This window comes from Polaribacter sp. Asnod1-A03 (assembly GCF_045063585.1).
Taxonomy (GTDB): Bacteria; Bacteroidota; Bacteroidia; order Flavobacteriales; family Flavobacteriaceae; genus Polaribacter.
The window spans coordinates 1,988,149-2,013,168 of record NZ_JBEFOE010000009.1; the positions used below are offsets into that span (position 1 = coordinate 1,988,149).

At 29.6% G+C, this 25,020-nt stretch carries 18 protein-coding genes; 6 read left to right on the plus strand and 12 right to left on the minus strand.

What is annotated here, in order from left to right; all coding sequences use genetic code 11:
- Positions 1–2: 2 nt before the first annotated feature.
- From lepB to ACJJVY_RS09250, 7 genes are all read right to left on the minus strand, one after another.
- The gene (lepB, locus tag ACJJVY_RS09220; RefSeq protein ID WP_405607248.1) at positions 3–1,709 is read right to left on the minus strand and encodes a signal peptidase I; all 1,707 of its coding nucleotides are present in this window, start codon (positions 1,707–1,709) and stop codon (positions 3–5) included.
- 85 nt (positions 1,710–1,794) lie between these two features.
- Entirely contained in the window at positions 1,795–2,496 is a 702-nt protein-coding gene (gene dapB, locus ACJJVY_RS09225; RefSeq protein ID WP_405607251.1) for a 4-hydroxy-tetrahydrodipicolinate reductase, read from the minus strand.
- Entirely contained in the window at positions 2,497–3,090 is a 594-nt protein-coding gene (locus ACJJVY_RS09230; protein WP_405607254.1) for a DUF5683 domain-containing protein, read from the minus strand. It lies immediately after the preceding gene.
- The gene (locus ACJJVY_RS09235; RefSeq protein WP_405607257.1) at positions 3,091–3,981 is read right to left on the minus strand and encodes a ParB/RepB/Spo0J family partition protein; all 891 of its coding nucleotides are present in this window, start codon (positions 3,979–3,981) and stop codon (positions 3,091–3,093) included.
- A gap of 1 nt (position 3,982) precedes the next feature.
- On the minus strand, positions 3,983–4,747 hold the full coding sequence (locus ACJJVY_RS09240; protein ID WP_405607259.1) for a ParA family protein: 765 nt from the start codon (positions 4,745–4,747) through the stop codon (positions 3,983–3,985).
- 192 nt (positions 4,748–4,939) lie between these two features.
- Complete coding sequence (locus tag ACJJVY_RS09245) at positions 4,940–6,400, minus strand: aminoacyl-histidine dipeptidase (RefSeq protein ID WP_405607261.1); 1,461 nt, start codon at positions 6,398–6,400, stop codon at positions 4,940–4,942.
- A 28-nt stretch (positions 6,401–6,428) separates the two neighbouring features.
- A complete protein-coding gene (locus ACJJVY_RS09250) occupies positions 6,429–7,061 on the minus strand; it encodes an NAD(P)H-dependent oxidoreductase (protein ID WP_405607264.1) in 633 nt (210 codons plus the stop codon).
- A gap of 100 nt (positions 7,062–7,161) precedes the next feature.
- On the opposite strand from ACJJVY_RS09250, the gene ACJJVY_RS09255 reads away from it, so the two are divergent.
- Entirely contained in the window at positions 7,162–8,436 is a 1,275-nt protein-coding gene (locus tag ACJJVY_RS09255; protein ID WP_405607266.1) for a DUF2851 family protein, read from the plus strand.
- 2 nt (positions 8,437–8,438) lie between these two features.
- Here the strand turns inward: ACJJVY_RS09255 and ACJJVY_RS09260 are convergent, their stop codons facing one another.
- The 5 genes from ACJJVY_RS09260 to uvrA form a co-directional block, all read right to left on the minus strand.
- Positions 8,439–10,859 (minus strand): zinc-dependent metalloprotease, encoded by a 2,421-nt coding sequence (locus ACJJVY_RS09260; RefSeq protein WP_405607268.1) that lies wholly within the window; start codon positions 10,857–10,859, stop codon positions 8,439–8,441.
- Between the two features lie 129 nt (positions 10,860–10,988).
- Positions 10,989–13,442, minus strand: coding sequence for a thiamine pyrophosphate-dependent enzyme (locus ACJJVY_RS09265; protein WP_405607270.1), 2,454 nt, complete (start codon positions 13,440–13,442; stop codon positions 10,989–10,991).
- A gap of 232 nt (positions 13,443–13,674) precedes the next feature.
- Entirely contained in the window at positions 13,675–16,434 is a 2,760-nt protein-coding gene (locus tag ACJJVY_RS09270) for an aminopeptidase (protein WP_405607272.1), read from the minus strand.
- Between the two features lie 159 nt (positions 16,435–16,593).
- Complete coding sequence (locus tag ACJJVY_RS09275) at positions 16,594–17,301, minus strand: TIGR00730 family Rossman fold protein (RefSeq protein WP_405607275.1); 708 nt, start codon at positions 17,299–17,301, stop codon at positions 16,594–16,596.
- A gap of 55 nt (positions 17,302–17,356) precedes the next feature.
- The gene (gene uvrA / locus ACJJVY_RS09280) at positions 17,357–20,179 is read right to left on the minus strand and encodes an excinuclease ABC subunit UvrA (protein WP_405607278.1); all 2,823 of its coding nucleotides are present in this window, start codon (positions 20,177–20,179) and stop codon (positions 17,357–17,359) included.
- Between the two features lie 109 nt (positions 20,180–20,288).
- On the opposite strand from uvrA, the gene ACJJVY_RS09285 reads away from it, so the two are divergent.
- The 5 genes from ACJJVY_RS09285 to ACJJVY_RS09305 all read left to right on the plus strand — a co-directional run bounded on the left by ACJJVY_RS09285 (position 20,289) and on the right by ACJJVY_RS09305 (position 25,017).
- Positions 20,289–20,510: a PspC domain-containing protein gene (locus tag ACJJVY_RS09285; RefSeq protein WP_405607281.1), complete on the plus strand. Its 222-nt coding sequence runs from the start codon at positions 20,289–20,291 to the stop codon at positions 20,508–20,510.
- 4 nt (positions 20,511–20,514) lie between these two features.
- Positions 20,515–21,519, plus strand: coding sequence for a potassium channel family protein (locus ACJJVY_RS09290; RefSeq protein WP_405607284.1), 1,005 nt, complete (start codon positions 20,515–20,517; stop codon positions 21,517–21,519).
- 1 nt (position 21,520) lies between these two features.
- On the plus strand, positions 21,521–22,420 hold the full coding sequence (locus ACJJVY_RS09295; RefSeq protein WP_405607287.1) for an SDR family oxidoreductase: 900 nt from the start codon (positions 21,521–21,523) through the stop codon (positions 22,418–22,420).
- An 89-nt stretch (positions 22,421–22,509) separates the two neighbouring features.
- Positions 22,510–24,120 (plus strand): alanine/glycine:cation symporter family protein, encoded by a 1,611-nt coding sequence (locus tag ACJJVY_RS09300; protein WP_405607290.1) that lies wholly within the window; start codon positions 22,510–22,512, stop codon positions 24,118–24,120.
- Between the two features lie 9 nt (positions 24,121–24,129).
- Positions 24,130–25,017, plus strand: coding sequence for a helix-hairpin-helix domain-containing protein (locus tag ACJJVY_RS09305; RefSeq protein ID WP_405607293.1), 888 nt, complete (start codon positions 24,130–24,132; stop codon positions 25,015–25,017).
- The last annotated feature ends 3 nt before the right edge of the window (positions 25,018–25,020 follow it).

Genomic DNA, 25,020 nt, shown 5'->3' on the forward strand with positions numbered 1-25,020 from the left:
TCTTACTTATTTTTAGCAGATTTTTTCTTGCCTTTGTAAAAATTATACACAATATATAAAGCGATTAAGGCAAAAACAAAATATCTATAAGAAACAGGTTCTCCATCTCCGTGAACGGTTGTAAACATTCTATTCCAACGAATCGATTTTATTTTTTCTCCAAAAGAAGCAGCATCTGCATCCCAACTAAACCAAATCATAACTGGTTTACCTAATACGTGGTCAAAAGGAACATATCCCCAATAACGAGCATCTAAAGAGTTATGTCTATTATCTCCAATTAAATAGAAGTAATCTTGTTTAAAAGTATAAGAATCCGCTTTTTCTCCATTGATATAAATGTTTTCTCCAACAACTTGTAAATCATTGTTTTCATAATTTTTTATAATTTGTTCGTAAAAAGGCAATGTTTCTGCATTAATGGCTACTGTTGCTCCAGCTTCAGGTATATACATTGGCCCAAAGTTATCTTGACTCCAACCTAATTCTTTTACATGAGGAAAGATAGCCTCATCTGCAGCGTGATTAATTTTTTTAACAGAAATAGTTAAAGGATATTTTTCTAACCTAGTAACTTCTTCTTCCGTTAGGTTAATGTTTATTTTATTCTCAACATTAATCATTTTTAATCTTTGTGCAAACTCAGGGTTTACACCACCTGCAACTTCTGTATATAAAGAATCTTGACCAATTTTAGTTAAATTACCATTTTGTTTTATAGCTTCTTGTACTTTATCATTATTCCAATATTCTGATAAAATTTTGTAAACACCAGTTCTTTCTTTGTCTAATAAAAATTTAGGATATGTACTTTGGCTTATTGGTTGCTTACATTCAAAAGTATAATAGAATTGCAGTTTTGCTCTATAAGGTAATTCGTTCTTTTTACCATTAATGTAAAAATAACCGTTTTTCATTTCTATAGAATCTCCAGCAATACCAACAGATCTTTTTACATAATTTGTTTTTTTATCAACAGGTTTGTAGGTAAACTTACCAGAGGTATCTCCCCACATTGTAGCTAAAGTATCTGCAGGCCAGTTAAAACAAACTATATCGTTATTTTTAATTTCTTGTAAACCTGGTAAACGAGTGTAAGGTAGTTGAGGTTTTTTAAGGTAAGACGCTGTACCAACTATTGGTAAAGAATCGTGTACCATAGGAGCAGCAATAACTGTTGATGGTACTCTTGCACCATAATGAAATTTACTTACAAATAAATAATCTCCAACTAATAAAGATTTTTCTAAAGAAGAGGTAGGTATTGTAAAAGGTTGCATAAAATAAGTATGCACTAAAGTAGCTGCAACAATTGCAAAAGTAATAGAGCTAACCCATTCACCTAATTCAGAACGAGGTTTTAAACTTCTATCTGCATTGTATTTTGCATCAGTAGCATAATTAATGTAAAAAATATAAAGACCTAAAGTAACAATTACTAAAAAAGAATCTATTTTTTTATAAAAGCCAAACGTTCTTATGGTTTCAATCCAAATAACAGGAAACATTAATAGGTTTACAACAGGTATAAATAATAAAATAACCCACCATTTTGGACGATTTATTATTTGCATTAAAATAATGGCATTATAAACTGGTATTGCAGCTTCCCAAGCTTTTCTACCTGCTTTTACATATAGTTTCCAAGTACCTAAAAAATGGATAATTTGTACAATCAAAAAAAAGATAAACCACTGTGTAAACGTCATAATAATATTTTTGTATTCCTTAATATCTTAAGGATGAAATTGTAATGTTTTTATAAGGCGAAAAACTACCTAATTGTTACAGTATTTAACGGATGTTTAACACATCTTTCATAGTAAATACGCCTTTTTTGTCTAAAATCCATTCTGCAGCAACAACAGCTCCTAAGGCAAATCCTTTTCTATTATGTGCTGTGTGTTTAATTTCTATTGTATCTACTTCAGAATCGTACCAAACAGAATGTGTTCCTGGTACTTCTGGAATTCTTTTAGCAATAATAGGGATGTTTTTTTCTGATGCTTTGTCTCCTAATTCCCAATCATTTTTAGAAGTGTTTTCTATAATTCCTTCTGCTAATGTAATTGCAGTACCACTAGGAGCGTCTAATTTTTTTGTATGATGAATTTCCTCCATAGAGATGTTGTAATCTTCTAAAGAACTCATCATTTTAGCTAATTGTTTATTTAACTCAAAAAAGATATTTACACCTAAACTAAAGTTAGAAGCGTAAATAAAAGCACTATTTTTTTCTTTACAAAGAGCAACTGCATCTTCGTACTTATCTAACCAACCAGTTGTACCAGAAATTACAGGTACATTATTATTTATACAGTTGGTAATATTATTGTAAGCTGATGTAGGTACACTAAAATCGATTGCTACATCTGCTAAATTTATGTCAATTACAGTATCAACATCTTTTTTAATAACTATTTCATGTCCACGAGATAAAGCAATTTTTTCAATTTCTTTACCCATTCTTCCATATCCTAATAGTGCAATTTTCATTTAAAAACTATATTTAAGTATTAGTCCTACTTTTGGTGCATCAAACTTCATAGGGTCGTTTACAAAAGTAGGTTTAAATGTTAAATTATCGTCTGTATTAAATTGTAATAAATGTGCATTAACACTTGCTTCTACAATTTGTAAGACATATAAAACAACAGTTGTTAAAAGAGATAAATCTCTATTTTCTTTTAATTGATCTTGAGCAGTTTCTAAAGTGGTTAAAGAAATTATTTCTGTTCCATCATCTAGAGTAAACTCATCTTGAAGATTATTTTTTCGTAATTTATAAGCTGTACGATATCTTTTATATTCGCTATTGTTTTCTAAGTAATAATATATGCTAGTACCCATTGCTCCCCAAACGATAGGAGCTTTCCAATATTTTTTATTGTAAATCTGTCCCATTCCAGGAAAAATAGCAGAATAAAAAGCAGCTTTAGAAGGTGCTAAAGCATTGTAAACACCACCTTTTTCTACTTTAATATCGCCTTTTACTTTTACACCTTCTACGTTTACAGAATCTTTTTGACTAAAAACGACTGTAGTTAAGAAAGTAAAATATAAAATGTATATATATTTTTTAATGAACACTTATTTTAATAAGTTTTTAATTCTATTGAAATCTTCTTCTGAATGAAAAGGAATAGAAATTTTACCTTTACCATTAGTACCTACAGTAACGTCTATCTTTTGCCCTAAGTATTCACTAATATCTTTTATGCTGCTTTTAACATAACTAGGCACTAATTTCTTTTTTGCTTGTTTTGTTACTGTACCAGATTTTAAACTTTTTACTAAATCTTCTGTTTGTCTTACAGATAATTTGTCGCGTAAAATTTTCTCGTAGATTGCTAATTGATCTTCTGTATTTTCCACATTAATCATGGCACGACCATGTCCCATAGAAATAAAACCATCTCGCATACCTGTTTGTAAAATTGGGTCTAATTTTAACAAACGTAAGTAATTAGTAACTGTAGATCTTTTTTTACCAACTCTAATACTTAACTCTTCTTGTGTTAGTTGAATCTCGTCAATTAAACGTTGATAAGAAAGAGCAACCTCAATTGGGTCTAAGTTTTTACGCTGTATGTTTTCTACCAATGCCATTTCTAGCATCTCTTGGTCGTTTGCAAGTCTTATATAGGCCGGAATCGTTTTGCTGCCTATTAACTTAGAAGCTCTAAAACGACGCTCTCCAGAAACTAATTGAAATTTATTCCCTTCTAGTTTTCTAACGGTAATTGGTTGTATAACACCTAACTCTCTAATAGAACCCGCTAATTCTCTTAACGCTTCTTCATCAAAATAAGTTCTTGGTTGGTAAGGGTTAACTTCAATTAATTCTAATTCTATTTCTATAATACTACCAACAACTTTATCTGCATTTTTATCTGATGCAGAATTAATATTATTAGAAGTTTCTTGTAATAAAGCAGATAATCCTCTCCCTAAAGCTTGTTTCTTAGTTGCTTTTGCCATTCTACGAATTCTTTTTTAATAATTCTTGGGCCAAATTTAAGTAATTTACTGCACCTTTACTTGTTGCATCGTATGCAATAATACTTTCACCATAACTTGGTGCCTCACCTAATCGTGTATTTCTTCTAATAATAGTATCAAAAACCATACTCGAAAAATGTTTTCTAACCTCTTCTACAACTTGATTAGATAGTCTTAATCTAGAATCGAACATTGTTAAAAGTAAACCTTCAATATCTAAATCAGAATTATGTATGTTTTGTACACTTTTTATAGTGTTTAATAATTTACCTAAACCTTCTAATGCAAAATATTCACATTGAATAGGGATAATTACAGAGTCTGCAGCAACCAAAGAATTTAAAGTAATTAAACCCAAAGAAGGCGCACAATCAATTAAAATATAGTCATAATCGTTTTTTAAATCGACTAAAGCCTTTTGCAACATGTATTCTCTATTCTGTTTATCTACCAATTCTATTTCAATGGCAACTAAATCTATATGAGCAGGAATAATATCTACGTTAGGAGATTCGGTTTTTACAATAGCATCTTTTGCAGAAATAGAATGTTCTAAAACTTGATAAGTACCTTGTTCTATAGTTTCTACATCTAATCCTAATCCAGAAGAGGCATTTGCCTGAGGATCAGCATCAATTAGTAAAACTTTTTTTTCTAGAACACCTAAGGAAGCGGCTAAGTTAATACTTGTAGTTGTTTTACCTACACCACCTTTTTGATTTGCTATTGCAATTATTTTACCCATAATAAGAGTTGTCTTTATGAAAAGTAAAATTACATTTTTTTCTGTCTTTTAAAAGTGAAAGATGTTAACAAAAATGTAATTTTTTAGAATACTGACAGTTAGTTTTTTATGTTTTATATCTTAAAACATTTAAACAAAAATAGATAAAAAAAATCCGAAGTAGATACTTCGGATTTAAATATGTTGTAATCTTTACTTTTTTGGCGTGTTTTTTAAAATTTCAACTAGAAATCTCCAGAATTTTTGTGTTGATTTTATTCCAGCTCTTTCATCAGGGGAATGAGCACCTCTTATTGTCGGTCCAAAAGAAACCATATCTACTTGTGGATAGTTTTGTCCTAAAAGACCACATTCTAAACCAGCATGACATGCAGCAACATGTGCTTTTTCCTTATGTAATTCTTCGTATAAATTAGATACAATATCTAAAATTTCTGATTTAATATTTGGTTGCCAACCAGGGTATTCTCCAGAAAATTTTACTTCAAAACCAGATAACTCGAAAGCAGATTTTAAAGAGTTTGCTAAATCTAGTTTACAGCTTTCAGAAGAAGAACGAGTTAAACATCTTACTTTAATAGTACCTTCTTTTACAATAATTCTAGCAATATTGTTAGAAGTTTCTACAAGTCCATCAATATCTGGCGTCATTCTATAAACACCATTATGGGCAGCGTAAATAGATTTTACAAAACCTTCTTGTACACCTAATTCCATTATTTTTTCTGGAGTTTTAGTTTCTTGAATATCAATAACTAAATTAGGTTCTAATGTTAAAAACTCTTGTTTTATATTGTTGATAAGTATTTCGGTTTCTAAAATAAATGCTCCTTTAGAAATTGTGTCTATAGTAACAATAGCAAAACTTTCTCTTGGAATTGCATTACGTAAACTACCTCCATCAATTTCTGAAATACGTAAGCCAAAATTTGTGAAACCATCAAACAATAAACGGTTCATAATTTTGTTAGCATTACCTAAACCTTTAATAATGTCCATTCCGGAATGACCACCATTTAATCCTTTTACAGAAATAGAATAAGCAGTTGAGTTTTCTGGAATCTCTTCTTCTGTATAATTTCTTGTAGCAGTAACATCGATTCCTCCAGCACAACCCATTCCAATTTCATCATCTTCTTCTGTATCTAGGTTTAAAAGAATATCTCCTTTTAAAAGGCCTCCTTCTAATCCTTTAGCACCTGTCATTCCTGTTTCTTCATCAATGGTAAACAATGCTTCAATATTTGGGTGGTGTAAATCTGTAGAAGATAAAACAGACATAATTGCAGCAACGCCTAAACCATTATCTGCACCTAAAGTTGTTCCGTCTGCTGTAACCCAATCGCCATCAATTAACATTTTAATTCCTTCTTTATCAAAATCGAAAACAGTTTCTGCATTTTTTTGATGCACCATGTCTAAATGACTCTGTAAAATAACTGTTTTTCTATCTTCAAAACCTTTTGTTGCTGGTTTTGTAATAATTACATTGCCTACTTTATCAACAAAAGTTTTTAGGTTTAATTTTTTTCCAAAATCTACTATAAACTGAATTACACGTTCTTCTTTTTTAGAAGGACGAGGAACTGCATTTAAATCTGCAAAGTGATTCCAAATAATTTTAGGTTCTAAATTTCTTACTGCTTCACTCATTTCTATTAAATAATTTTATACTATAAATTTACTTTATTTCTATCACAATTTCTTGTGTATCTTTTCTAACTTTTGCTAAATCTTTCATGTAGCAATCTTCTGCTCTAAAACCCACTGGTAACACCAATACAGATTTTAAATTTTGCTCTTTTAGGTTTAAAACTTCATCATATTTATCGGGAATAAAACCTTCCATTGGGCAAGCATCAATTTTTTCTACCGCACAAACAGTCATTAAATTACCTAAGGCAATGTATGCTTGGTTTTTGTTCCAAAGAAATAATTCTTCTGGTGTTTTCCCCCCTATGTCAGTAGTTAAAAACTCTTTATAGGGAAAAATGATGTCATCCGAAGTATTTCTAAGTTTTTTTACTAAAGTAAAATAGTTTTCTACTTCTGCGGTCGTATAATTATTAGGTACACAAATCACTAAAACATGAGAAGCATCGGCTACCTGAGATTGATTAAAAGAATAAGAAACTAGTTCTTTTTGAATTTCTTTATTATGAATTACTGCTAGTTTTATAGGTTGTAAACCATAAGAAGTTGCAGTTAAATTAAAAGCTTCTTTTAAAGTGTTTATTTGAATTTCTGAAAGTTGTTTTTCTGAATCAAATTTTTTAACGGCGTAACGCCATTTAAGACTTTCTATAATATTCATAAGTGCAAAAATAAGGTAATAATTTTGATGTGTTTTGTTCTTATGCAGATTAATAACCTTTATGATAAAATCATTTTTTGTATCTTGAAAACAAAAAAGTATGAATGAGGATTTTCTTCATTATGTATGGCAATATCAATTGTTTTCTATTACTAAATTACAGACAACTCAAAAAGAAGATGTAACTATTTTAAAAACTGGTATTCATAACCACAATTCTGGGCCAGATTTTTTAAATGCTCAACTTAAAATTGATACGCAGCTTTGGGTTGGTAATGTAGAAATTCATTTAAAATCATCAGACTGGTATGCACATCATCATGAAATAGATAAAAATTACGATGCTGTTATTTTGCATGTTGTTTGGGAAGATGATGTAACCGTTTTTATGAAGAATGATAAACCTTTGCCAGTTTTAGAGTTAAAGGGTGTTGTATTAGAACCTACGTTAAATAATTATAGAAATTTATTGGATGTAAAGCAGCGTTGGATACATTGTGAAAAAGAAATTAGTGCTGTTGATAAGTTTGTGTTAGAAAATTGGAAGGAGCGTTTGTTTTTTGAACGTTTAGAACGAAAATCAACCGAAATGAATCAGCTTTTAATCGTTAATCAAAATGACTTTGAAGCTGTTTTATTTCAATTGTTAGCAAAAAACTTTGGACTAAAAGTAAATGGTGAAGCTTTTTTAGATTTAGCCAAGTCTTTTGACTTTTCTGTTTTAAGAAAAGTACGATTTGATGAAAATCAATTAGCGGCTTTGTTATTTGGGCAATCTGGTTTTTTAGTGGAAGTTATTGAAGATGAATATCATCAACAATTAAAAAATGAATACCAATATTTACAACATAAATATCAATTAAAACCGATTTTGAAAAATCAGTTTTCTTTTTTTAGAATGCGACCTCCAAATTTTCCTACAATTCGTATTGCGCAATTAATTGCTTTGTACCATGTACATCAAAATTTATTTTCTAAAGTGATACAAATAGAAACTTTAGCAGGTTTTTATGAGTTGTTTAATATTGAGGTAAACTTGTTTTGGAAAACACATTATATTTTTAGTAAAGAGTCTAAAAAATCTTCTAAAAAAATTACTAAATCGTTTGTAGATTTATTATTGATAAATACCATTATCCCTTTAAAATTTCTTTATCAAAAAAATAGGGGAGAAGTAGATGAAAGTGAGTTTTTAGAAGTTCTTCAAAAAATAAAACCAGAAAAAAATAGTATTATTTCTAAATTTGATACAATTAAAATTAATGCTAAAAACGCTTATGATACTCAAGCTTTGTTAGAACTTAAAAATAACTATTGCGCAAAGAAACTGTGTTTACAATGCGCAATAGGAATTAAATTATTAAGTAAAAATTAATCTTATTTTGGGTCTAATATTTTATTAATTTTTGCATAACAATCTTTGTAATGGTATTTTGTAATAGTGTTTATAGCTCTTTTACTTGCTGTATTTACTTGGTATTTTAAAACTTCTAATTCTCCTCTTACAATAGAAGAAATGTCATTATTTTTAGATGCTTCATCATTCATTAAAATCCCCATTTTTTCAATAAATGATTTTTGTAAATTTCTTCTTTGTAAATCTACATTTTTAGTAGAATTTGTTTCAGAAAAAAGTCCTCTCCTTAAATCTTTTATCATGTCTGATGCAGCATAAAATTCATCTTTAATTACTTCTGCTTCAATCATTCTGTCTAAAGTACGTGTATTTAGTAAAGTGCTTAAAAATCTATTTTGATAACTGGCCAATTTGTTAGCATAACCTGTTTCATCAATCTTGTTTAGAATGTTTTTGTCTAACAACCAATTTTGCGTTTTAAAAACGTTGTTTTGTAGCCAAACCATTGATTCTTTTTGTTTTGCTTTAGTAACTGGAACATAAATATCACCAGATTGAGATGGTTTTTTATTAAACTCATAAACACCACCAATATTACCAGCAACGTGTCCAGAGTATCTTCCCCAAACGCTTAGTAATTCTCCATATAATTCATCTAAATCTTCGTAATTATTTGTTTGATCAGAAGTCCAACTTGGAAGATTTTTAGCAACAATTTTTAAGTTCTTAACTCCGTAAGTACTTGCTTTTACTTGGTCGTTTCCAATTCCTTCAGTTTGTGCAGAAGGATCAAAACGTTGTCCGCCAAACCTATAAATAGGATCGTCAGCTTTGTCTTCAATCCATTTGTCTAGAGTTTTTACTTCATCTTCTGGTTTTGTAGCTGTTGGTATTACTCGGTAACCCCAGTTAATTGCGTAATGATCATAAGGACCTAATTGTCTTACAAATCGTACGTTTTTGTCACCAGGTTGTGCTATATAATTGTAACGAGCATAATCCATAATTGTAGCTGCAATTCCATATTTCTGAGTAAAACTACCAGAACGTAAAGAATCTACAGGATAAGCATAACTTGCTGCCATATTGTGTGGTAAACCTAAAGCATGACCTATTTCATGAGAAATAACCATACGCATCATTTCTCCAATATCTTCTGCAGGAGTATCTAAAGTTCTTGCAGACGGATTCGCAGCTCCTGTTTCTAATAAATATCTATTTCTGTAAGAACGTAAATGATTGTGATACCAAATAATATCACTTTCTATAATTTCTCCAGATCTTGGATCAGAAACACTTGGTCCTGTTGCATTTCTTGTGGTGCTTGCTACGTATCTAATAGAAGAATAACGAGCGTCTTCCATACTAAAATCTGGGTCTTCTTCTTTACTTGGAGGTAATTTTGCCATAATTGCATTTTTAAAACCTGCAGTTTCAAAAACTTTCGCCCAATCATCAACCCCTTGTTTTATATGTTTTCTTAATTTTTCTGGCGTTGCCGGATCTAAATAATAAACAATTGGCTTTTTAGGTTCTACCAATTCTCCACGTTTGTAAGCTTCAATGTCTTTAGGTTCTAGTCTCCAACGTCTAATATATCTTTTGCTATCTGCTTTTAAAGCTTCCGAACTATAATCTACATTACCAACAGAAAAATAACCAACTCTTTTGTCAGAAATTCTGGGCATCATTGGTTCTTCTGGTAGTAAAATCATTGATTGATTTACTCGAATTGTAATTGTGCTTGTACTCTGGTTACTTGGTGGCGTATCTGCATCAAAAGTAAAATCTTGAATAACCTCTATATTTGTAGGAAAACTTTTAATAGAATTTATAAAACTTCTTGCAGCATCTAATCTTTTAACTTTATAAGATCTTCTAAATCTAGATGATAAACCAGAGATTGCTTTTATATCTGATGAAAAGAATTTTGTAACATCAACCAAAACTGCAGTAGAATCTGTGTTTTCAGTTTTAATATCGAACGAATAAATGATTGGTTCTAAATTATTAGCTTTTACAGATTTAAAAATTGGTAGGGAGTCGTTTGCAATAGCATCATAAGATTTTACTTTTAATAAAATTTTATTTTTATATTTTTCCCAAACAACAACTTGTGTGTTAATTTTAGACCCAGCATTTACATAGCCACCGCCTAAACCAGAAGGAATGTCTTTTAGCCTTGTAACTAATAACATTTCTTTACCTAAATAAGATTTAGGAATTTCGTAAATAAATTTGTCCTTGTTGGAATGTACTTTAAATAAGCCGTCATCTGTTTTTGTGCTTTTGGATACAAAATCAGCATACTTAGGAGTTTTGTCTTTACTTGGTTTTTGAGTAGTTTCGTCTTTTTTTTCTTTTGATTTTTTTCTTTGGGCTTCTATATTAGAAGTAATTGAAAGAAGTAAAATCAATGAAAAGAGTAGTGTTTTTTTCATTGTATTATTTGAATTTGGATAAGCTACTAAATTATCAAAATCAAAACCTATATGTCTTATAAAATTGTTAAAAAAAAGCCTAAAAAACGAATGGTTTTTGAGGCTTTAATGTTTTATTAAAGAATTTATTTAATACAAACTGGGATATTTATTAGGGTTGGCCTCGTTCATTATTTCGTAGATTTTCTCAAAAATATCTTCTGCAGATGGTTTAGAAAAATAATCTCCGTCTGTACCGTAAGCAGTTCTGTGAGCCTTAGCAGTTAAAGTTGCTGGTTTGCTATCTAAAAATTGATATCCATTTTGATTCTCTAAAATTTCTTGTAAAATATAAGCAGAAGCTCCACCAGGTAAGTCTTCATCAACAATAAGTAGTTTGTTTGTTTTTGCTAAACTTTTAACACAGTCATGATTTAAATCAAAAGGAAGTAAACTTTGTGCATCAATTACTTCAATATCTATATCTGTTTGTTGCAACTCTTTGGCAACTTCTTCTACAATCCTTAAAGTAGAACCATAAGAAACAACAGTTAAGTCTGTACCTTCTTTAACGGTTTCAGTTACACCAATCATTGTTTTAAATTCACCAAGATTAATAGGTAATTCTTCTTTTAATCGATATCCGTTTAAACATTCTATTACTAAAGCAGGTTCATCAGCTTCTAATAAAGTATTGTAAAAACCAGCAGCTTTCGTCATATTTCTAGGGACCAATACATGCATACCTCTAACATGGTTAATAATACCTGCCATTGGAGAGCCAGCATGCCATATACCTTCTAATCGATGACCTCTAGTTCTTATAATTAAAGGTGCTTTTTGTTTACCAAAAGTCCTATAATGTAAAGTTGCTAAATCATCACTCATAATTTGTAATGCATATAACAAATAATCTAAATACTGTATTTCTGCAATAGGTCTTAATCCTCTCATTGCTAAACCAATACCTTGTCCTATAATTGTAGCTTCTCTTATACCTGTATCTGCAACTCTAATTTTACCATATTTCTCTTGAAGACCTTCTAAACCTTGGTTTACATCTCCAATAAAACCAGCATCTTCTCCAAAAACTAAAACTTCTGGATGTTTTTTGAATATTGCATCAAAATTATCTCTCATGATAATTCTTGCATCTACTAAGTTTTTATTATTACCGTAAATCGGTTTTTTTACAGGTACATCTTGTGCTTTAAAGCTAGATTCGCTGTATAAATAGGATGAATACTTTTTATGACCGTCTTTAAGGCTATCTTTAATAAAGTTTTGAAGTAGAATTTTTTCTGCAAAATCTTCATTTTTTAAGTACCTCAATGTTTTTCTCACAGTTGATAAAACATCTTTTTTACTTGGGTCAATAATAGATGTTAAATTGTCTTTATATTTTGTGATAAAGGCAGCATTTTTACTTTTAGCAATTACTTTATCTAATAATTGACTCGCGATTAAAACTTGAGATTTAATATCATTAATATAAGAGTTCCATGCATTTCTTTTTGCACTGGTAACTTCTTTTTTTGCACTCTTTTCTATTAATATAATTTCTTCTTCAGATTCTACAAAACGTAAAGTTTCCCCTGTTTCTGTTTCTAATTCAAAGTTTAGAATCCATTCTCTCATCTTAACAATACAGTCAAGATTTTTTTCCCAATTTAATCTTTCTTTATCCTTGTATCTTTCATGAGATCCAGAAGTAGAATGGCCTTGTGGTTGTGTAAGTTCTTTTACATGAATTAATACAGGTACATGTTCTTCACTGGCTATTTTTGCAGCTTTGTTATAAATGTCAATTAATTGAACATAATCCCAACCATTAACTACAAATATTTCGTAGCCATTATTTTTTTCATCTCTTTGAAAACCTTTTAAAATTTCAGAAATACTTTCTTTTGTTGTTTGATGTTTTGCGTGTACAGAAATACCATATTCATCATCCCAAACACTAATAACCATTGGTACTTGTAAAACACCTGCACCGTTTATGGTTTCAAAAAATATTCCTTCACTAGTACTTGCATTACCAATTGTACCCCATGCAACTTCATCTCCGTTTAAAGAAAATTTACTTTTGTGCTGTACGCTTTTTTCATTTCTGTAAACTTTAGATGCTTGTGCTAAACCTAATAAACGAGGCATTTGAGCAGCAGTAGGAGAAATGTCTGAACTTGAATTGTATTGTTCTGTTAAGTTTTTCCAAGTTCCATCTTCATTTAAACTATGTGTAGAAAAATGACCTCCCATTTGTCTACCAGCAGACATAGGATCTGCTTCTATATCTGTATGTGCATATAAACCTGCAAAAAACTGTTGAGCAGTTAGCTCACCAATAGCCATCATAAAGGTCTGGTCTCTATAGTAACCAGATCTAAAATCACCATGCTTAAAAGCTTTGGCCATTGCTAATTGTGGTACTTCTTTTCCGTCACCAAAAATCCCGAATTTAGCTTTGCCAGTTAAAACTTCTCTTCGGCCTAATAAGCTACACTCTCTACTTATTTTAGCAATTCTGTAGTCTTTTAAAACTTCTTCTTTAAAATCATTAAATGAAAGATCTTTATTTGTTGGTTTAATAGCAGTTTTTGTCATATTTATTACGTTGTAATAGGTATCAAACAAAGGTAGTGTTTTTGAATGAAAAGTAAAAACCTTTTATTAAATGTAAATATCGTAATATATGTGTATTTGTAATGGTTTTTATTATTGATAATGTAATTTTTAAAAGTATTTTAATTTAAACAATATTTAAGATGAATTATTAGGCTAAAGTGTTATTTGTAAAGTAATAATTAAAATGAAGTTATTTAATTTTAATTGAAACTTAGAAAAAACCGCGTTTAAAAAAGTTGTAAATAGATTTTAAATCAGAAGTTAAAGAAAACCGTATTCTTTGTGGGTAGGCTTGTTGAGAAATTTCCCAGCCATTATTTGAGTAAAATGGAAAGTAAATTTCAAATATTTCGTGAACAAAATTAAAACGAATTCCGTTTTCATAAGCAAAATAGAGTGGCTGATTCTTGTTTTTTAAAAAAGCGACGTCATTATAAGCTTCTAGCCATTTCCAAATTCCAATACTAGAATTGTTAGAAAGCATAAATTGATTGGCAAACCTAACGGGAAGTATTGATTTAAAACCACCTTCTGAAATAATAAATTGTTGACTAAAGAAACCAGAACTTTCTGAACGACCTAAATAATTAAGTTGAAATAAATAATCTGAACTTCTGTCTAAGCCAAAGCTAAAATAATCTCCCTTTGTTTTATTACTTAAAAAGATACCTGCAAAAAATCTAAAATCTAATTGAGTATCGGTTGTGGTAAGTGATCTAAATCTTAAGTCTACAGATGCTTTAGAAAAATTTTTGGCAAATTCTGTACTAACACGATATCTAAATTCTTTTATAATATCTGGGTTAGAGTAATTGTAGCTTAAACTAAGAATACTATAATTGTCTTGAGGACCTCTTGTTACATTCAAAGGTATTTCTTTATCAATATGAACCAATTTTGCGCTTAAAGATTCTGAGGTGGCTTCTCTTAATGTTTTTCTTTTAAATACTAGATTAACGTATGGTATTAATGATTCGTAAGATAGGTTAGGAGCATAGTCAGAAGTGCTACCGGATAAACCATAAGATATTCTTTGAAGTTTAGATTCTTCAAAAAAATGATCATAAGAAAAAGAAAAAGAACCTATTAAAGAATTACTCTTTGTGGCGTAATATGGAGATACCTTAAATGTGAAATTTCTTTTTATTATAGGTTTGTTATGTAATTTTAATCCAAGGATTAATCCGTTGTAAAAATTATAAGCTACATCTGGTTGGTAAAAAGCTTGATTATAATCTGGGCTGCTTATATCTTTAACAAGTGATAATTTAAAAGGTTTATGAAATATTTTTTTATCAATTTTTTTCCAATTATCAAGTGTATTTAGTTCGGGATATAGATTTTCATAATTTAATACAAAAGTGTCATAATCTCCTTTTTTAAATTTTACTCTCTTTGTGCTATCAACATCAGAAATCCATTTTTTAAATTTTATTTCCTTGTCTTTAAGAGCGTATATTGCTACAGGAGTTGTAATGTTTCTTCTGTTTTTAATTGTTAGTGAAATACTGTCTTCTTCTATTTTTAAATCTCGTATTGTGTGATCTATTTTTTTATTGGTTTGTATAAAATCACCAAAAAACCAATCTAATTTTTTTGTTGCTTTAGAAGATAATAACTTGTTAAATTGATTACTATTGGTAACCTTTAAAGAGTTTTTTTGATAAAATTCTTTAATTGTTTGGTTTAAGGTACTATCACCTATATACCCTTTCAAAAAAGTAAAACCTAAACCTGCTTTGTATTTACTAACTATTTTTCTGTTAAAGTTAGATAAAGAATCAGCAGAAGTGGTTAATGGTTGATCTAAAAATTTACGGGCAGTAAATTGATAAACAAAAGGGTATTTGTCATTAAAATCTAGTTTAGAAATATTAAAATTCTTTAAAAACCAAGAATCAGATACTTTTCCTAAAAGTTTAATTTCTGGATAATATTCCTCTATATATTCAATCATTAAATAATTCTGGATACCATCTAAAAGCCAGTAATCTTTTCTTTTATTTAATAAAATAGTGTTTTCTAAATATCTTTTTGTTAATGCTTTAAACATGGTAATGTCCCATTTAAAAGTGTCGGGAAACGGACGAAGAAAAGCCGGTAATTGATTTAAACCGTAGATAGGGTTTTTTCTTTGAGTTGCTTTGTCTATATATATTTCTATATGAGGGTATTTACCTAAATGCTTCTTTAAGAATAGTAATTCTCTATTCAAAACACTTGTAGTTAGATCTTTGTCTAGCTCGTTAGAAAAAACATCAGTATGTATAGTAGCTAAATCTGTAACGAAGGTTTTTAGTTGAGGTGTTCTATTAATTCCTAAAATAATATCCGTTTTATTTTTTCCTACTAAAAAATAATTAGTTGTGTTTTCTTCTTTTCTTTCATATTGATAAAGATTAGATTCTATAATAAAATCTTTAGGAACATCAATTTCTATATTAAAATCTGTACCTTTTTCATATAAGTCATCTAAATCTAAATTGCTCATTAATTGCCAATCTTTATCAAAAACTGCTGGTGTTATATACCAGTTTCTAAGATGATAACCAGTTTTTGTTTTTCCGTAGTTAGTAAAGCGAGCATTTGGAGTTTTTACTATATAAGTAATACTAATGTTTATTTTAGAATTAGGTAATAAAGGTTTATTTAAAGTAACCTCTATAATATCAGCTTGATCTTTTAATTCCTCGAAAAAGGTATTTTCAAAATCAACAGAAAGACTTTTTATATCAGAAAAACCTAAATCTTCTTGTTTAGCAAAATAAAGATCTTTTTTGTAATTTTTGATAAACCTTTTTGATAAAGGAGTTTTTCTATCTCTATAACTATTGGCCCAATTATGAAGATAAATATTGGTTAATATAGAGTCTGAGGTATTGAAAAAAACTATTTCTTGCTGAATTTTTAACTGGTCTTTTAGAACATCAAATTTAGCTTTAATTTTAATTGAGTTCTGCTGAGAAAACAATATTTGTGATGCTAAAAAGCATAATAGTAATATGTAGTTGTTTCTTTTTATCAATTAAAACTCAATAATTATTAATATTCTATAATTTAAATAAACCAGATTTGGTTAGCTGTAAAGCTAACCAAATCTGGTTTAAAATAGAAATATAATTATTTTTGTTTAGAAGTTCGGTTTTAATTGATATTTATCGTAGAAATTATTTAGATGTTCTACAGCTTCTTCTGCTGTATCTACAACTCTAAATAAATTTAAGTCTGTTTCACTAATGTTTCCTTCTTCTATAAGTGTATTTTTAATCCAATCTAATAAACCTCCCCAAAATTTAGATCCAACCAAAACGATAGGAAAACGCCCTATTTTATTGGTTTGAATTAATGTAATTGCTTCAAAAAGTTCATCCATTGTACCAAAACCACCAGGCATTACAACAAAACCTTGTGAGTATTTAACAAACATTACTTTTCTAACAAAAAAGTAATCGAAATCTAAACTTTTACCGGCATCAATCCAAGGGTTGTCATGTTGTTCGAAAGGTAACTCTATGTTTAAGCCAACAGAACTTCCTTTTCCTCTATGTGCACCTTTGTTACCAGCCTCCATAATTCCTGGTCCTCCACCAGTAATTACACCGTAGCCATGTTGTGTTAACTCAAAAGCAACTTCTTCTGCTAATTTATAATAAGGATGATCTGGTTTTGTACGAGCAGAACCAAAAATAGATACAGAAGGACCAATTTTACTTAGTTTTTCGTAACCTTCTACAAACTCTGCCATAATCTTAAAGATAGCCCAAGAGTCGTTTGTTTTAATCTCATTCCAAGTTTTTGTTTTTAACTTTTCTTTAATTTTTCTGTCTTCCGTTGTCATTATCTATAATTTTTTAAAAGTTAATTTCTTCTTTTTTTGAAAAAAGAAATGCTTGCTAAATTAGTTCTTTTTTCAAAAACTTAGCAGTATAACTTGTTTTATGTTTGGCAACTTCTTCTGGAGTACCGGTACAAAGTATTTTTCCGCCTTTTTTTCCGCCTTCCATACCAACATCAATAATATAATCTGCTAATTTTACAACATCTAAATTGTGTTCTATAATTAAAACAGTATTTCCCTTATCAGATAGTTTATTTAAAACTTCCATTAATACTCTAATGTCTTCAAAATGAAGTCCGGTTGTAGGTTCATCTAAAATGTAGAAAGTATTACCAGTATCTCTTTTAGATAATTCTGATGCTAGTTTTATCCTCTGTGCTTCTCCGCCAGAAAGTGTTGTAGATTGTTGCCCAAGTGTAATGTAGCCTAAGCCAACATCTTTAATCGTTTTTAATTTTCTGTGTATTTTAGGAATGTTTTCAAAGAAATTAGTGGCATCTTCAATCGTCATGTCTAAAACATCAGAAATAGATTTTCCTTTGTAACGAATTTCTAAAGTTTCTCTGTTAAAACGTTTTCCTTGGCAAGTTTCACATTCTACTTGTACATCTGGTAAAAAGTTCATTTCAATAACTCTAACGCCACCCCCTTGGCAAGTTTCGCAACGTCCACCTTTTACATTAAAAGAAAAGCGGCCTGGTTTATAGCCACGAATTGCAGCTTCTGGTGTTTTGGCAAATAAGCTTCTAATTTCAGAAAAAGTACCTGTATATGTTGCCGGATTAGATCTAGGTGTTCTACCAATAGGAGATTGATCAATATCAATTACTTTGTCTACATGCTCTAAGCCTTCAATTTTTTTATAAGGCATCGGTTTTTTTACCCCTCTATATATGTATGCATTTAAAATAGGGTATAAAGTTTCGTTTATCAAAGTTGATTTTCCGCTTCCAGAAACTCCAGTAACACAAATCATTTTTCCAAGAGGAAAATCTACCGAAACATTTTTTAAGTTATTACCCGTTGCTCCTTTTAGTTTGATTGTTTTTCCGTTTCCTTCTCTTCGTTTTTTTGGAACCGAAATCTCTTTTCTTCCTGTTAAGTAATCCGAAGTTAATGTTTTGTGTTTTTTTATTTCTTCATAAGTTCCCGCAGAAACAATTTCGCCACCATGTCTTCCAGCTCCAGGACCAATATCAAAAACAAAATCGGCTTGTTCCATCATATCTTTATCATGTTCTACCACTAAAACAGAATTACCAATATCTCTTAATTTTACTAAGGAGTCTATTAGTTTTTCGTTATCTCGTTGATGTAAACCAATACTAGGTTCGTCTAATATATAAAGCACGCCAACTAATTGAGATCCAATTTGTGTTGCTAAACGAATACGTTGTGCTTCTCCTCCAGAAAGAGATTTAGAAGTTCTATCTAATGCTAGATAATCTAAACCAACATCTAATAAAAACTGAATTCTAGTTCTTATTTCTTTTAATATTTCTGATGCAATAGAGAGTTGTTTTTCTGATAATTCTTTTTCTATATTTTTAAACCATTTTGCTAACTCAGTAACATCCATTTGAGCCAAATCACTAATATTTTTATCAGTAATTTTAAAATGAAGTGCTTCTTTTTTAAGTCTTTTTCCTTTGCAAGTTGGGCAAGAAACTTCATCCATAAAGTCTTTAGCCCAACGCTTTATAGAGGTGCTTTCTGCATTTTTATATTGATTTTCTATAAAAGAAATAATTCCTTCAAAATCTATTTTATAGTTTCTAGTAACTCCAACTGTTTTAGATTCAATTTCAAAAGATTCATTTCCTCCGTTTAAAATTATCTCTAAAGCTTCTTTTGGAATGTCTTTGATAGCGTCTGTTAATTTAAATTTATAACGCTCTGCAATATTTTGAAGTTGTTTAAAAATCCAACTATTTTTTTGTTCACCTAAAGGTGATATACCTCCGTTTTGTATAGAAATAGTATTGTCTGGTATTACTTTTCCAAGATTTATTTCATCAGTAATACCTAATCCATTACATTTATTACAAGCACCTTTTGGAGAGTTGAAAGAAAATGTATTTGGTTCTGGATTTGGGTAAGCAATACCAGATGTTGGGCACATTAATTCTCTACTAAAATAACGTGGATTATTGTCTTCTATATCAATAACCATCATAATATTATTGCCAGAATATAGAGCTGTCTTAATTGTTTCTTCTAAACGTTTGTCTATTGATTTGTTAACTGCTAATCTGTCAATAACAACCTCTATATCATGCGTTTTATATCTATCTAAACGCATTCCTTTTTCAATTTCTCTAATTTCTCCATCAACACGAACACGAACAAATCCTTGTTTAGAAATTTGTTCAAAAAGTTCTCTGTAATGTCCTTTTCTAGATTTGATTAAAGGAGCTAAAACAGCAATTTTTTTATTGTCAAAATCTTTTAAAATTAGTTGTTTTATTTGCTCATCAGAATAACTGACCATTTTTTCGCCAGAATTATAAGAATAGGCATCTGCAGCTCTTGCAAATAATAATCTTAGAAAATCGTAAATTTCTGTAATGGTTCCTACTGTAGAACGCGGACTTTTATTCGTGGTTTTTTGTTCTATGGAAATTACAGGAGAAAGTCCATCAATTTTATCAACATCAGGTCTTTCTAATCCGCCTAAAAACTGACGTGCATAAGCGGAAAAAGTTTCTATATAACGTCTTTGTCCTTCTGCATAAATAGTATCAAAAGCTAAGGAAGATTTACCACTACCGCTTAAACCTGTAATAACTACAAGTTTCTCACGAGGAATCTTTACATCAATATTTTTTAAATTATGAGCTCTTGCTCCGTAAACTTCAATATATTCTTGATCTTTCAAATGCCGAGTTTTTTAGAAAAAAGCAAAGTTAAAGAAACCAATTTTAATTTAATTGGTCTATGGTTGTCAAATCATAAAATAGTATCTTGCATTAAATATTTTAATATAAATGATAGACAGTATTCGACATTTTTTTGAGAGAAATGGATTTCATGTATCTTCTAGATTGGCAGATAGAATAGGTATGAGAGCAACAAATGTGCGTCTATTTTTTATTTACATATCTTTTGTAACAGTGGGTTTGTGGTTTGGTTTTTACTTAACATTGGCGTTTTTATTAAAATTAAAAGATATGCTACATACTAAAAGAAGTTCTGTTTTCGACTTATAATATAATGAAGATAAAAGTATTAAATTCTAAGATAAATAAAACCCTGTTTTTAGTTATTGCTATTATTGCAATAGGTACTTTAGGTTATATTTTATTGTCTGGTTATTCTTTTGTTGATGCATTATATCAAACAGTGATAACCATAACAACAGTAGGTTTTGGAGAGGTTCAACCATTTAGTCCAGAAGAAAAAATTTTTACAATTTTTTTAATTTTAACTAGTATAACTATTTTTGGTTACGCCGTATCTTCATTTTCCGAGTATCTGGTAAGCGGTAAATTATTTGAACATTTTAAACAGAGAAAAGTGGAAAAACAAATATCAAATTTAAAAGGACACACCATTGTTTGTGGTTACGGTAGAAATGGAAAGCAAGCAATTTTGAAGTTAAAAAACTATAATAAACAATTTGTTGTTGTAGAACAGAGTAAAGAAATGTCTGAAGTCATAGAGTCTGAAGGTCTTTTAAATATTAATGGTGATGCTACTTTAGATGAAACTTTGTTGAATGCAGGTATTGATAAAGCGGCTTTTTTAATAACTGCTTTACCTTCTGATGCAAATAATTTATTTGTGGTTTTAACAGCAAGTCAATTAAATAAAAATTGTAAAATAATAAGTAGAGCTTCTAATGAAACTTCTTATAGTAAACTAAAGTTTGCAGGTGCAAGTAATGTAATTATGCCAGATAAATTAGGAGGAGACCATATGGCTTCTTTGGTAACTACACCAGATGTAATAGAATTTGTAGATAGATTAACCATAGAAGGAGAAACTACGGCAAATTTAGAGGAGATTTTTGTAAACGATTTACCAGAAAAGTACATGAACAGAACTATCTTAGATTTAGATTTAAGAAAACAAACTGGTTGTACTGTTATTGGTTATAGAGGTCCAGATAAAGATTATATTATCAATCCAGAATCTAATTGTAAACTAATAGAAGGTTCATTTTTAATAGTATTAGGTAGACCAAATCAAATAATGAAATTAAGAGAGTTATTTTAAAATGATAAAAGTTGTTATTACGGGTAGTAACGGGTTGCTGGGGCAATCTCTATTAGGGTTGTTGTTAAAAGAAAAAGAGAGGTATAAAATCTATGGCTTTTCTAGAGGGAAAAATAGAAGTGGAAGAGATGATTTTTCTTACATTTCTATTGATATTACAAAAGAAGGTGATTTAAAAGAAAATTTATTAGAAATTAAACCAGACTTTATAATTAATACAGCTGCAATGACGCAAGTTGATGATTGTGAAACAAACAAAGAAGCTTGTGATTTGTTAAATGTAACAGTTGTAAGATGGTTGGTAGAAATTTCTAAGGAAATAAATGCACAACTAGTTCATATTTCTACAGATTTTATTTTTGATGGTAAACAAGGGAACTATAAAGAGACAGATAAACCAAATCCTTTAAGTTATTACGGTTTGTCTAAATTAAAATCAGAAGAAGTTTTAATCAACTCAAAAATAAACTATACCATTTTAAGAACTATTTTGGTTTATGGTAAAGTGTTTGACATGTCTCGTAATAATATTGTTTTATGGGTTCGTAAAATGTTAACCGAAGAAAAAGAAATTACAATAGTTAACGATCAGTTTAGAGCACCTACTTATGTAGAAGATTTGGCAATGGCATGTAAGATTTCAATTGATAAAAAAGCAGAAGGAATTTATAATATTTCATCAAGCCAATTATTAAGTGTTTATGAGATAGCACAAGAAATAGCAGAGGTATTTCAATTAGATAAAAACTTGATAAAGCCAATTTCTACTTCAACATTAAATCAAACAGCTCCCAGACCAGAAAAAACAGGTTTCGATTTGTCTAAAACTAACAGAGATTTAGAATTTTATCCAAAGTCATTTAAAGAGGATTTGCAGTTATTTAAAGAAACCTTAATATAAAATTTACTTTTAACTGCTAAAAGTTGTAGAAAAAGCATTTTTTTAGCATCTTGCGGACTACTAATTGAAAAACTAACAATTTACATATTATGAAGAAAAAAATTCTTTCAATGCTTTTATTGGCTATCCCCATGTTAACATTTGCACAAGAAGCAACTATGGATGAAAAGATAGAGGCGAAATTTAAGCCCTTTGCTGATGCCGTTAGTTCAGTCGTTTTTTACCCAATATCAATAGTGGGTATAGAAGTTCCTATTGTGATAATTATACTGTTACTAGGAGCTTTATTTTTTACATTATATTTTAAATTTGCTAATATAACTTTGTTAGGTGTTGCTTTACAAGCAACTAGAGGTAAGTATGATGAAATTGATCATCATTCTGTTGAAGTTGCGGCTGGAGACTCTACTCCTGGAGGAGATGTTTTTGAAAGTGTACAAGCAGAAGGTGTTGTTGGTGAGGTTACTCACTTTCAAGCTTTAACTGCTGCTTTATCAGCTACAGTTGGTTTAGGTAATATTGCTGGGGTTGCTGTTGCAATTGCAATTGGAGGTCCTGGAGCTACAATATGGATGATATTAGCTGGTTTTTTGGGTATGTCAACAAAATTGGTTGAAGCTACATTGGGTGTAAAGTATAGAGAAGTTGGAGAAGATGGAAAAATCTATGGAGGTCCAATGTATTACTTAAATAAAGGGCTAAAAGAAAAAAACTTAAAAGGGTTAGGAAAAGTTTTAGCAGGAATATATGCTGTTTTTGTAGTTGGAGGTTCTTTTGGTGGAGGAAACATGTTTCAATCTAATCAAGCAACGGCGCAATTTAAGCAACTTTTTGGTCTTGAATCTGGGTTTATTTTTGGTGTTATAATGGCTATTTTAGTTGGTATCGTAATTATTGGAGGAATTAAGAGAATAGGTCAAGTAACTGAAAAAGTAGTGCCATTTATGGGTATTATGTTTGTAGGTGCTTCTTTAATAATAATTGTAATGAATATTACTATTGTTCCAGAAGCATTTGTTCAGATTTGGGATGGAGCTTTTAGTGAAGCATCAATTACTGGTGGTTTAATAGGAGTTATGATTGTTGGTTTTCAAAGAGCAGCTTTTTCTAATGAAGCAGGTGTTGGATCTGCATCTATTGCACATGCTGCTGTTAAAACTAAATTCCCTGCGAGTGAAGGTATTGTAGCATCAATAGGTCCATTTGTAGATACTGTAGTTATTTGTACTATGACGGCTCTAGTAATAGTTGTTACAAATTTAAAAAGTAATTTATTTAACTACTCTAATTTAGATGAGGGTGATAATGTAATTATGAATACCACAGGAGAACATTTAGGAGGTGTTGATTTAACTTCAGTTGCTTTTGAGTCTGCGATTCCTAATTTTTCTATTCTGTTAACAATTGCTGTAATATTATTTGCTTTTTCTACGATGCTTTCTTGGTCTTATTACGGGATTCAAGGATGGAAATATTTATTTGGAAAAAGTAAAATAGCAGATATTTCTTACAAAGCATTATTTTTAATTTTTGTTGTTGTTGGGGCTTCTTCAAGTTTAGGATCTGTTATTGATTTTTCTGATGCAATGATTTTTGCAATGGTATTTCCAAACGTAATAGGTTTATTATTATTAGCACCTAAGGTAAAAGGTGAACTTACTAGATATTTAAAAGCTATAGGGCATAAAAGTCAAAAGTAAAATTATATAATGAATTTTTTAAAATCCCATTTCTGGTATACCAAAAACCAAAGAAATGGGATTTTCTTTTTAGTAATATTAATTATCATTTTACAATTACTAATTCTTTTTAGTGATTCCTTTTTTGATAGAGAAGTAAGTATAGATACTACGGAAGTATTTTTGTTTCAAAAAGAAATAGATCGATTAAAAAAGATTGAGTTAGAAAATAGAAAACCTAAAATTTATCCTTTTAATCCAAATTATATAACAGATTATAAAGGAGAACAATTAGGAATGTCTTTAGGTGAAATTGATAGATTGCTTGCTTACAGAAAAACAGGTGAGTTTATTAATTCTGTGGTAGAGTTTCAAAAAGTTACTAAAGTTTCTGATTCTTTATTAAATAAAATTTCACCTTATTTTAAGTTTCCAAAATGGATTTCAGAAAGTAAACAACAAAATGTTTCTTTTCCATCAAAAGGAACTAATAAAACTTATTTAAAAAAAGCAGTATCTACTAACGATTTAAATAAAGCAACTGCAGAAGATTTTAAAACGATTAATGGTATTGGTGATGCTTTTTCTGAGCGTATTATTAAATATCGTTCTAAATTACAGGGTTTTTCTATTGCAAATCAAATTTTTGAAGTTTGGGGTTTAGAGAAAGAAATAGGAGATAAAGTATTGTCTGTATTTAAAATTAAAGATAAACCAATTATAAAAAAACTAAATGTAAATACCGTTACATTCAAAGAGTTATTAAAAAATCCATATATAGACTATGAACTTTGTAAAAAAATTTTTGATTACAGAGATGAGGTAGCAGAACTCCAAAACATATCAGAATTAAAAAACATCAAAGATTTTCCTTTAGATAAGTATGATAGAATAGTCTTATATTTGGTGGCTCAATAAATA

What these genes read in the sequence shown, in the direction of transcription:
- lepB (WP_405607248.1), bottom strand. Translation starts at nt 1,709, where the DNA reads ATGACGTTTACACAGTGGTTTATCTTTTTTTTGATTGTACAAATTATC.
- dapB (WP_405607251.1), bottom strand. Translation starts at nt 2,496, where the DNA reads ATGAAAATTGCACTATTAGGATATGGAAGAATGGGTAAAGAAATTGAA.
- ACJJVY_RS09235 (WP_405607257.1), bottom strand. Translation starts at nt 3,981, where the DNA reads ATGGCAAAAGCAACTAAGAAACAAGCTTTAGGGAGAGGATTATCTGCT.
- ACJJVY_RS09240 (WP_405607259.1), bottom strand. Translation starts at nt 4,747, where the DNA reads ATGGGTAAAATAATTGCAATAGCAAATCAAAAAGGTGGTGTAGGTAAA.
- ACJJVY_RS09245 (WP_405607261.1), bottom strand. Translation starts at nt 6,400, where the DNA reads ATGAGTGAAGCAGTAAGAAATTTAGAACCTAAAATTATTTGGAATCAC.
- ACJJVY_RS09250 (WP_405607264.1), bottom strand. Translation starts at nt 7,061, where the DNA reads ATGAATATTATAGAAAGTCTTAAATGGCGTTACGCCGTTAAAAAATTT.
- ACJJVY_RS09255 (WP_405607266.1), top strand. Translation starts at nt 7,162, where the DNA reads ATGAATGAGGATTTTCTTCATTATGTATGGCAATATCAATTGTTTTCT.
- ACJJVY_RS09260 (WP_405607268.1), bottom strand. Translation starts at nt 10,859, where the DNA reads ATGAAAAAAACACTACTCTTTTCATTGATTTTACTTCTTTCAATTACT.
- ACJJVY_RS09265 (WP_405607270.1), bottom strand. Translation starts at nt 13,442, where the DNA reads ATGACAAAAACTGCTATTAAACCAACAAATAAAGATCTTTCATTTAAT.
- ACJJVY_RS09275 (WP_405607275.1), bottom strand. Translation starts at nt 17,301, where the DNA reads ATGACAACGGAAGACAGAAAAATTAAAGAAAAGTTAAAAACAAAAACT.
- ACJJVY_RS09285 (WP_405607281.1), top strand. Translation starts at nt 20,289, where the DNA reads ATGATAGACAGTATTCGACATTTTTTTGAGAGAAATGGATTTCATGTA.
- ACJJVY_RS09290 (WP_405607284.1), top strand. Translation starts at nt 20,515, where the DNA reads ATGAAGATAAAAGTATTAAATTCTAAGATAAATAAAACCCTGTTTTTA.
- ACJJVY_RS09295 (WP_405607287.1), top strand. Translation starts at nt 21,521, where the DNA reads ATGATAAAAGTTGTTATTACGGGTAGTAACGGGTTGCTGGGGCAATCT.
- ACJJVY_RS09300 (WP_405607290.1), top strand. Translation starts at nt 22,510, where the DNA reads ATGAAGAAAAAAATTCTTTCAATGCTTTTATTGGCTATCCCCATGTTA.
- ACJJVY_RS09305 (WP_405607293.1), top strand. Translation starts at nt 24,130, where the DNA reads ATGAATTTTTTAAAATCCCATTTCTGGTATACCAAAAACCAAAGAAAT.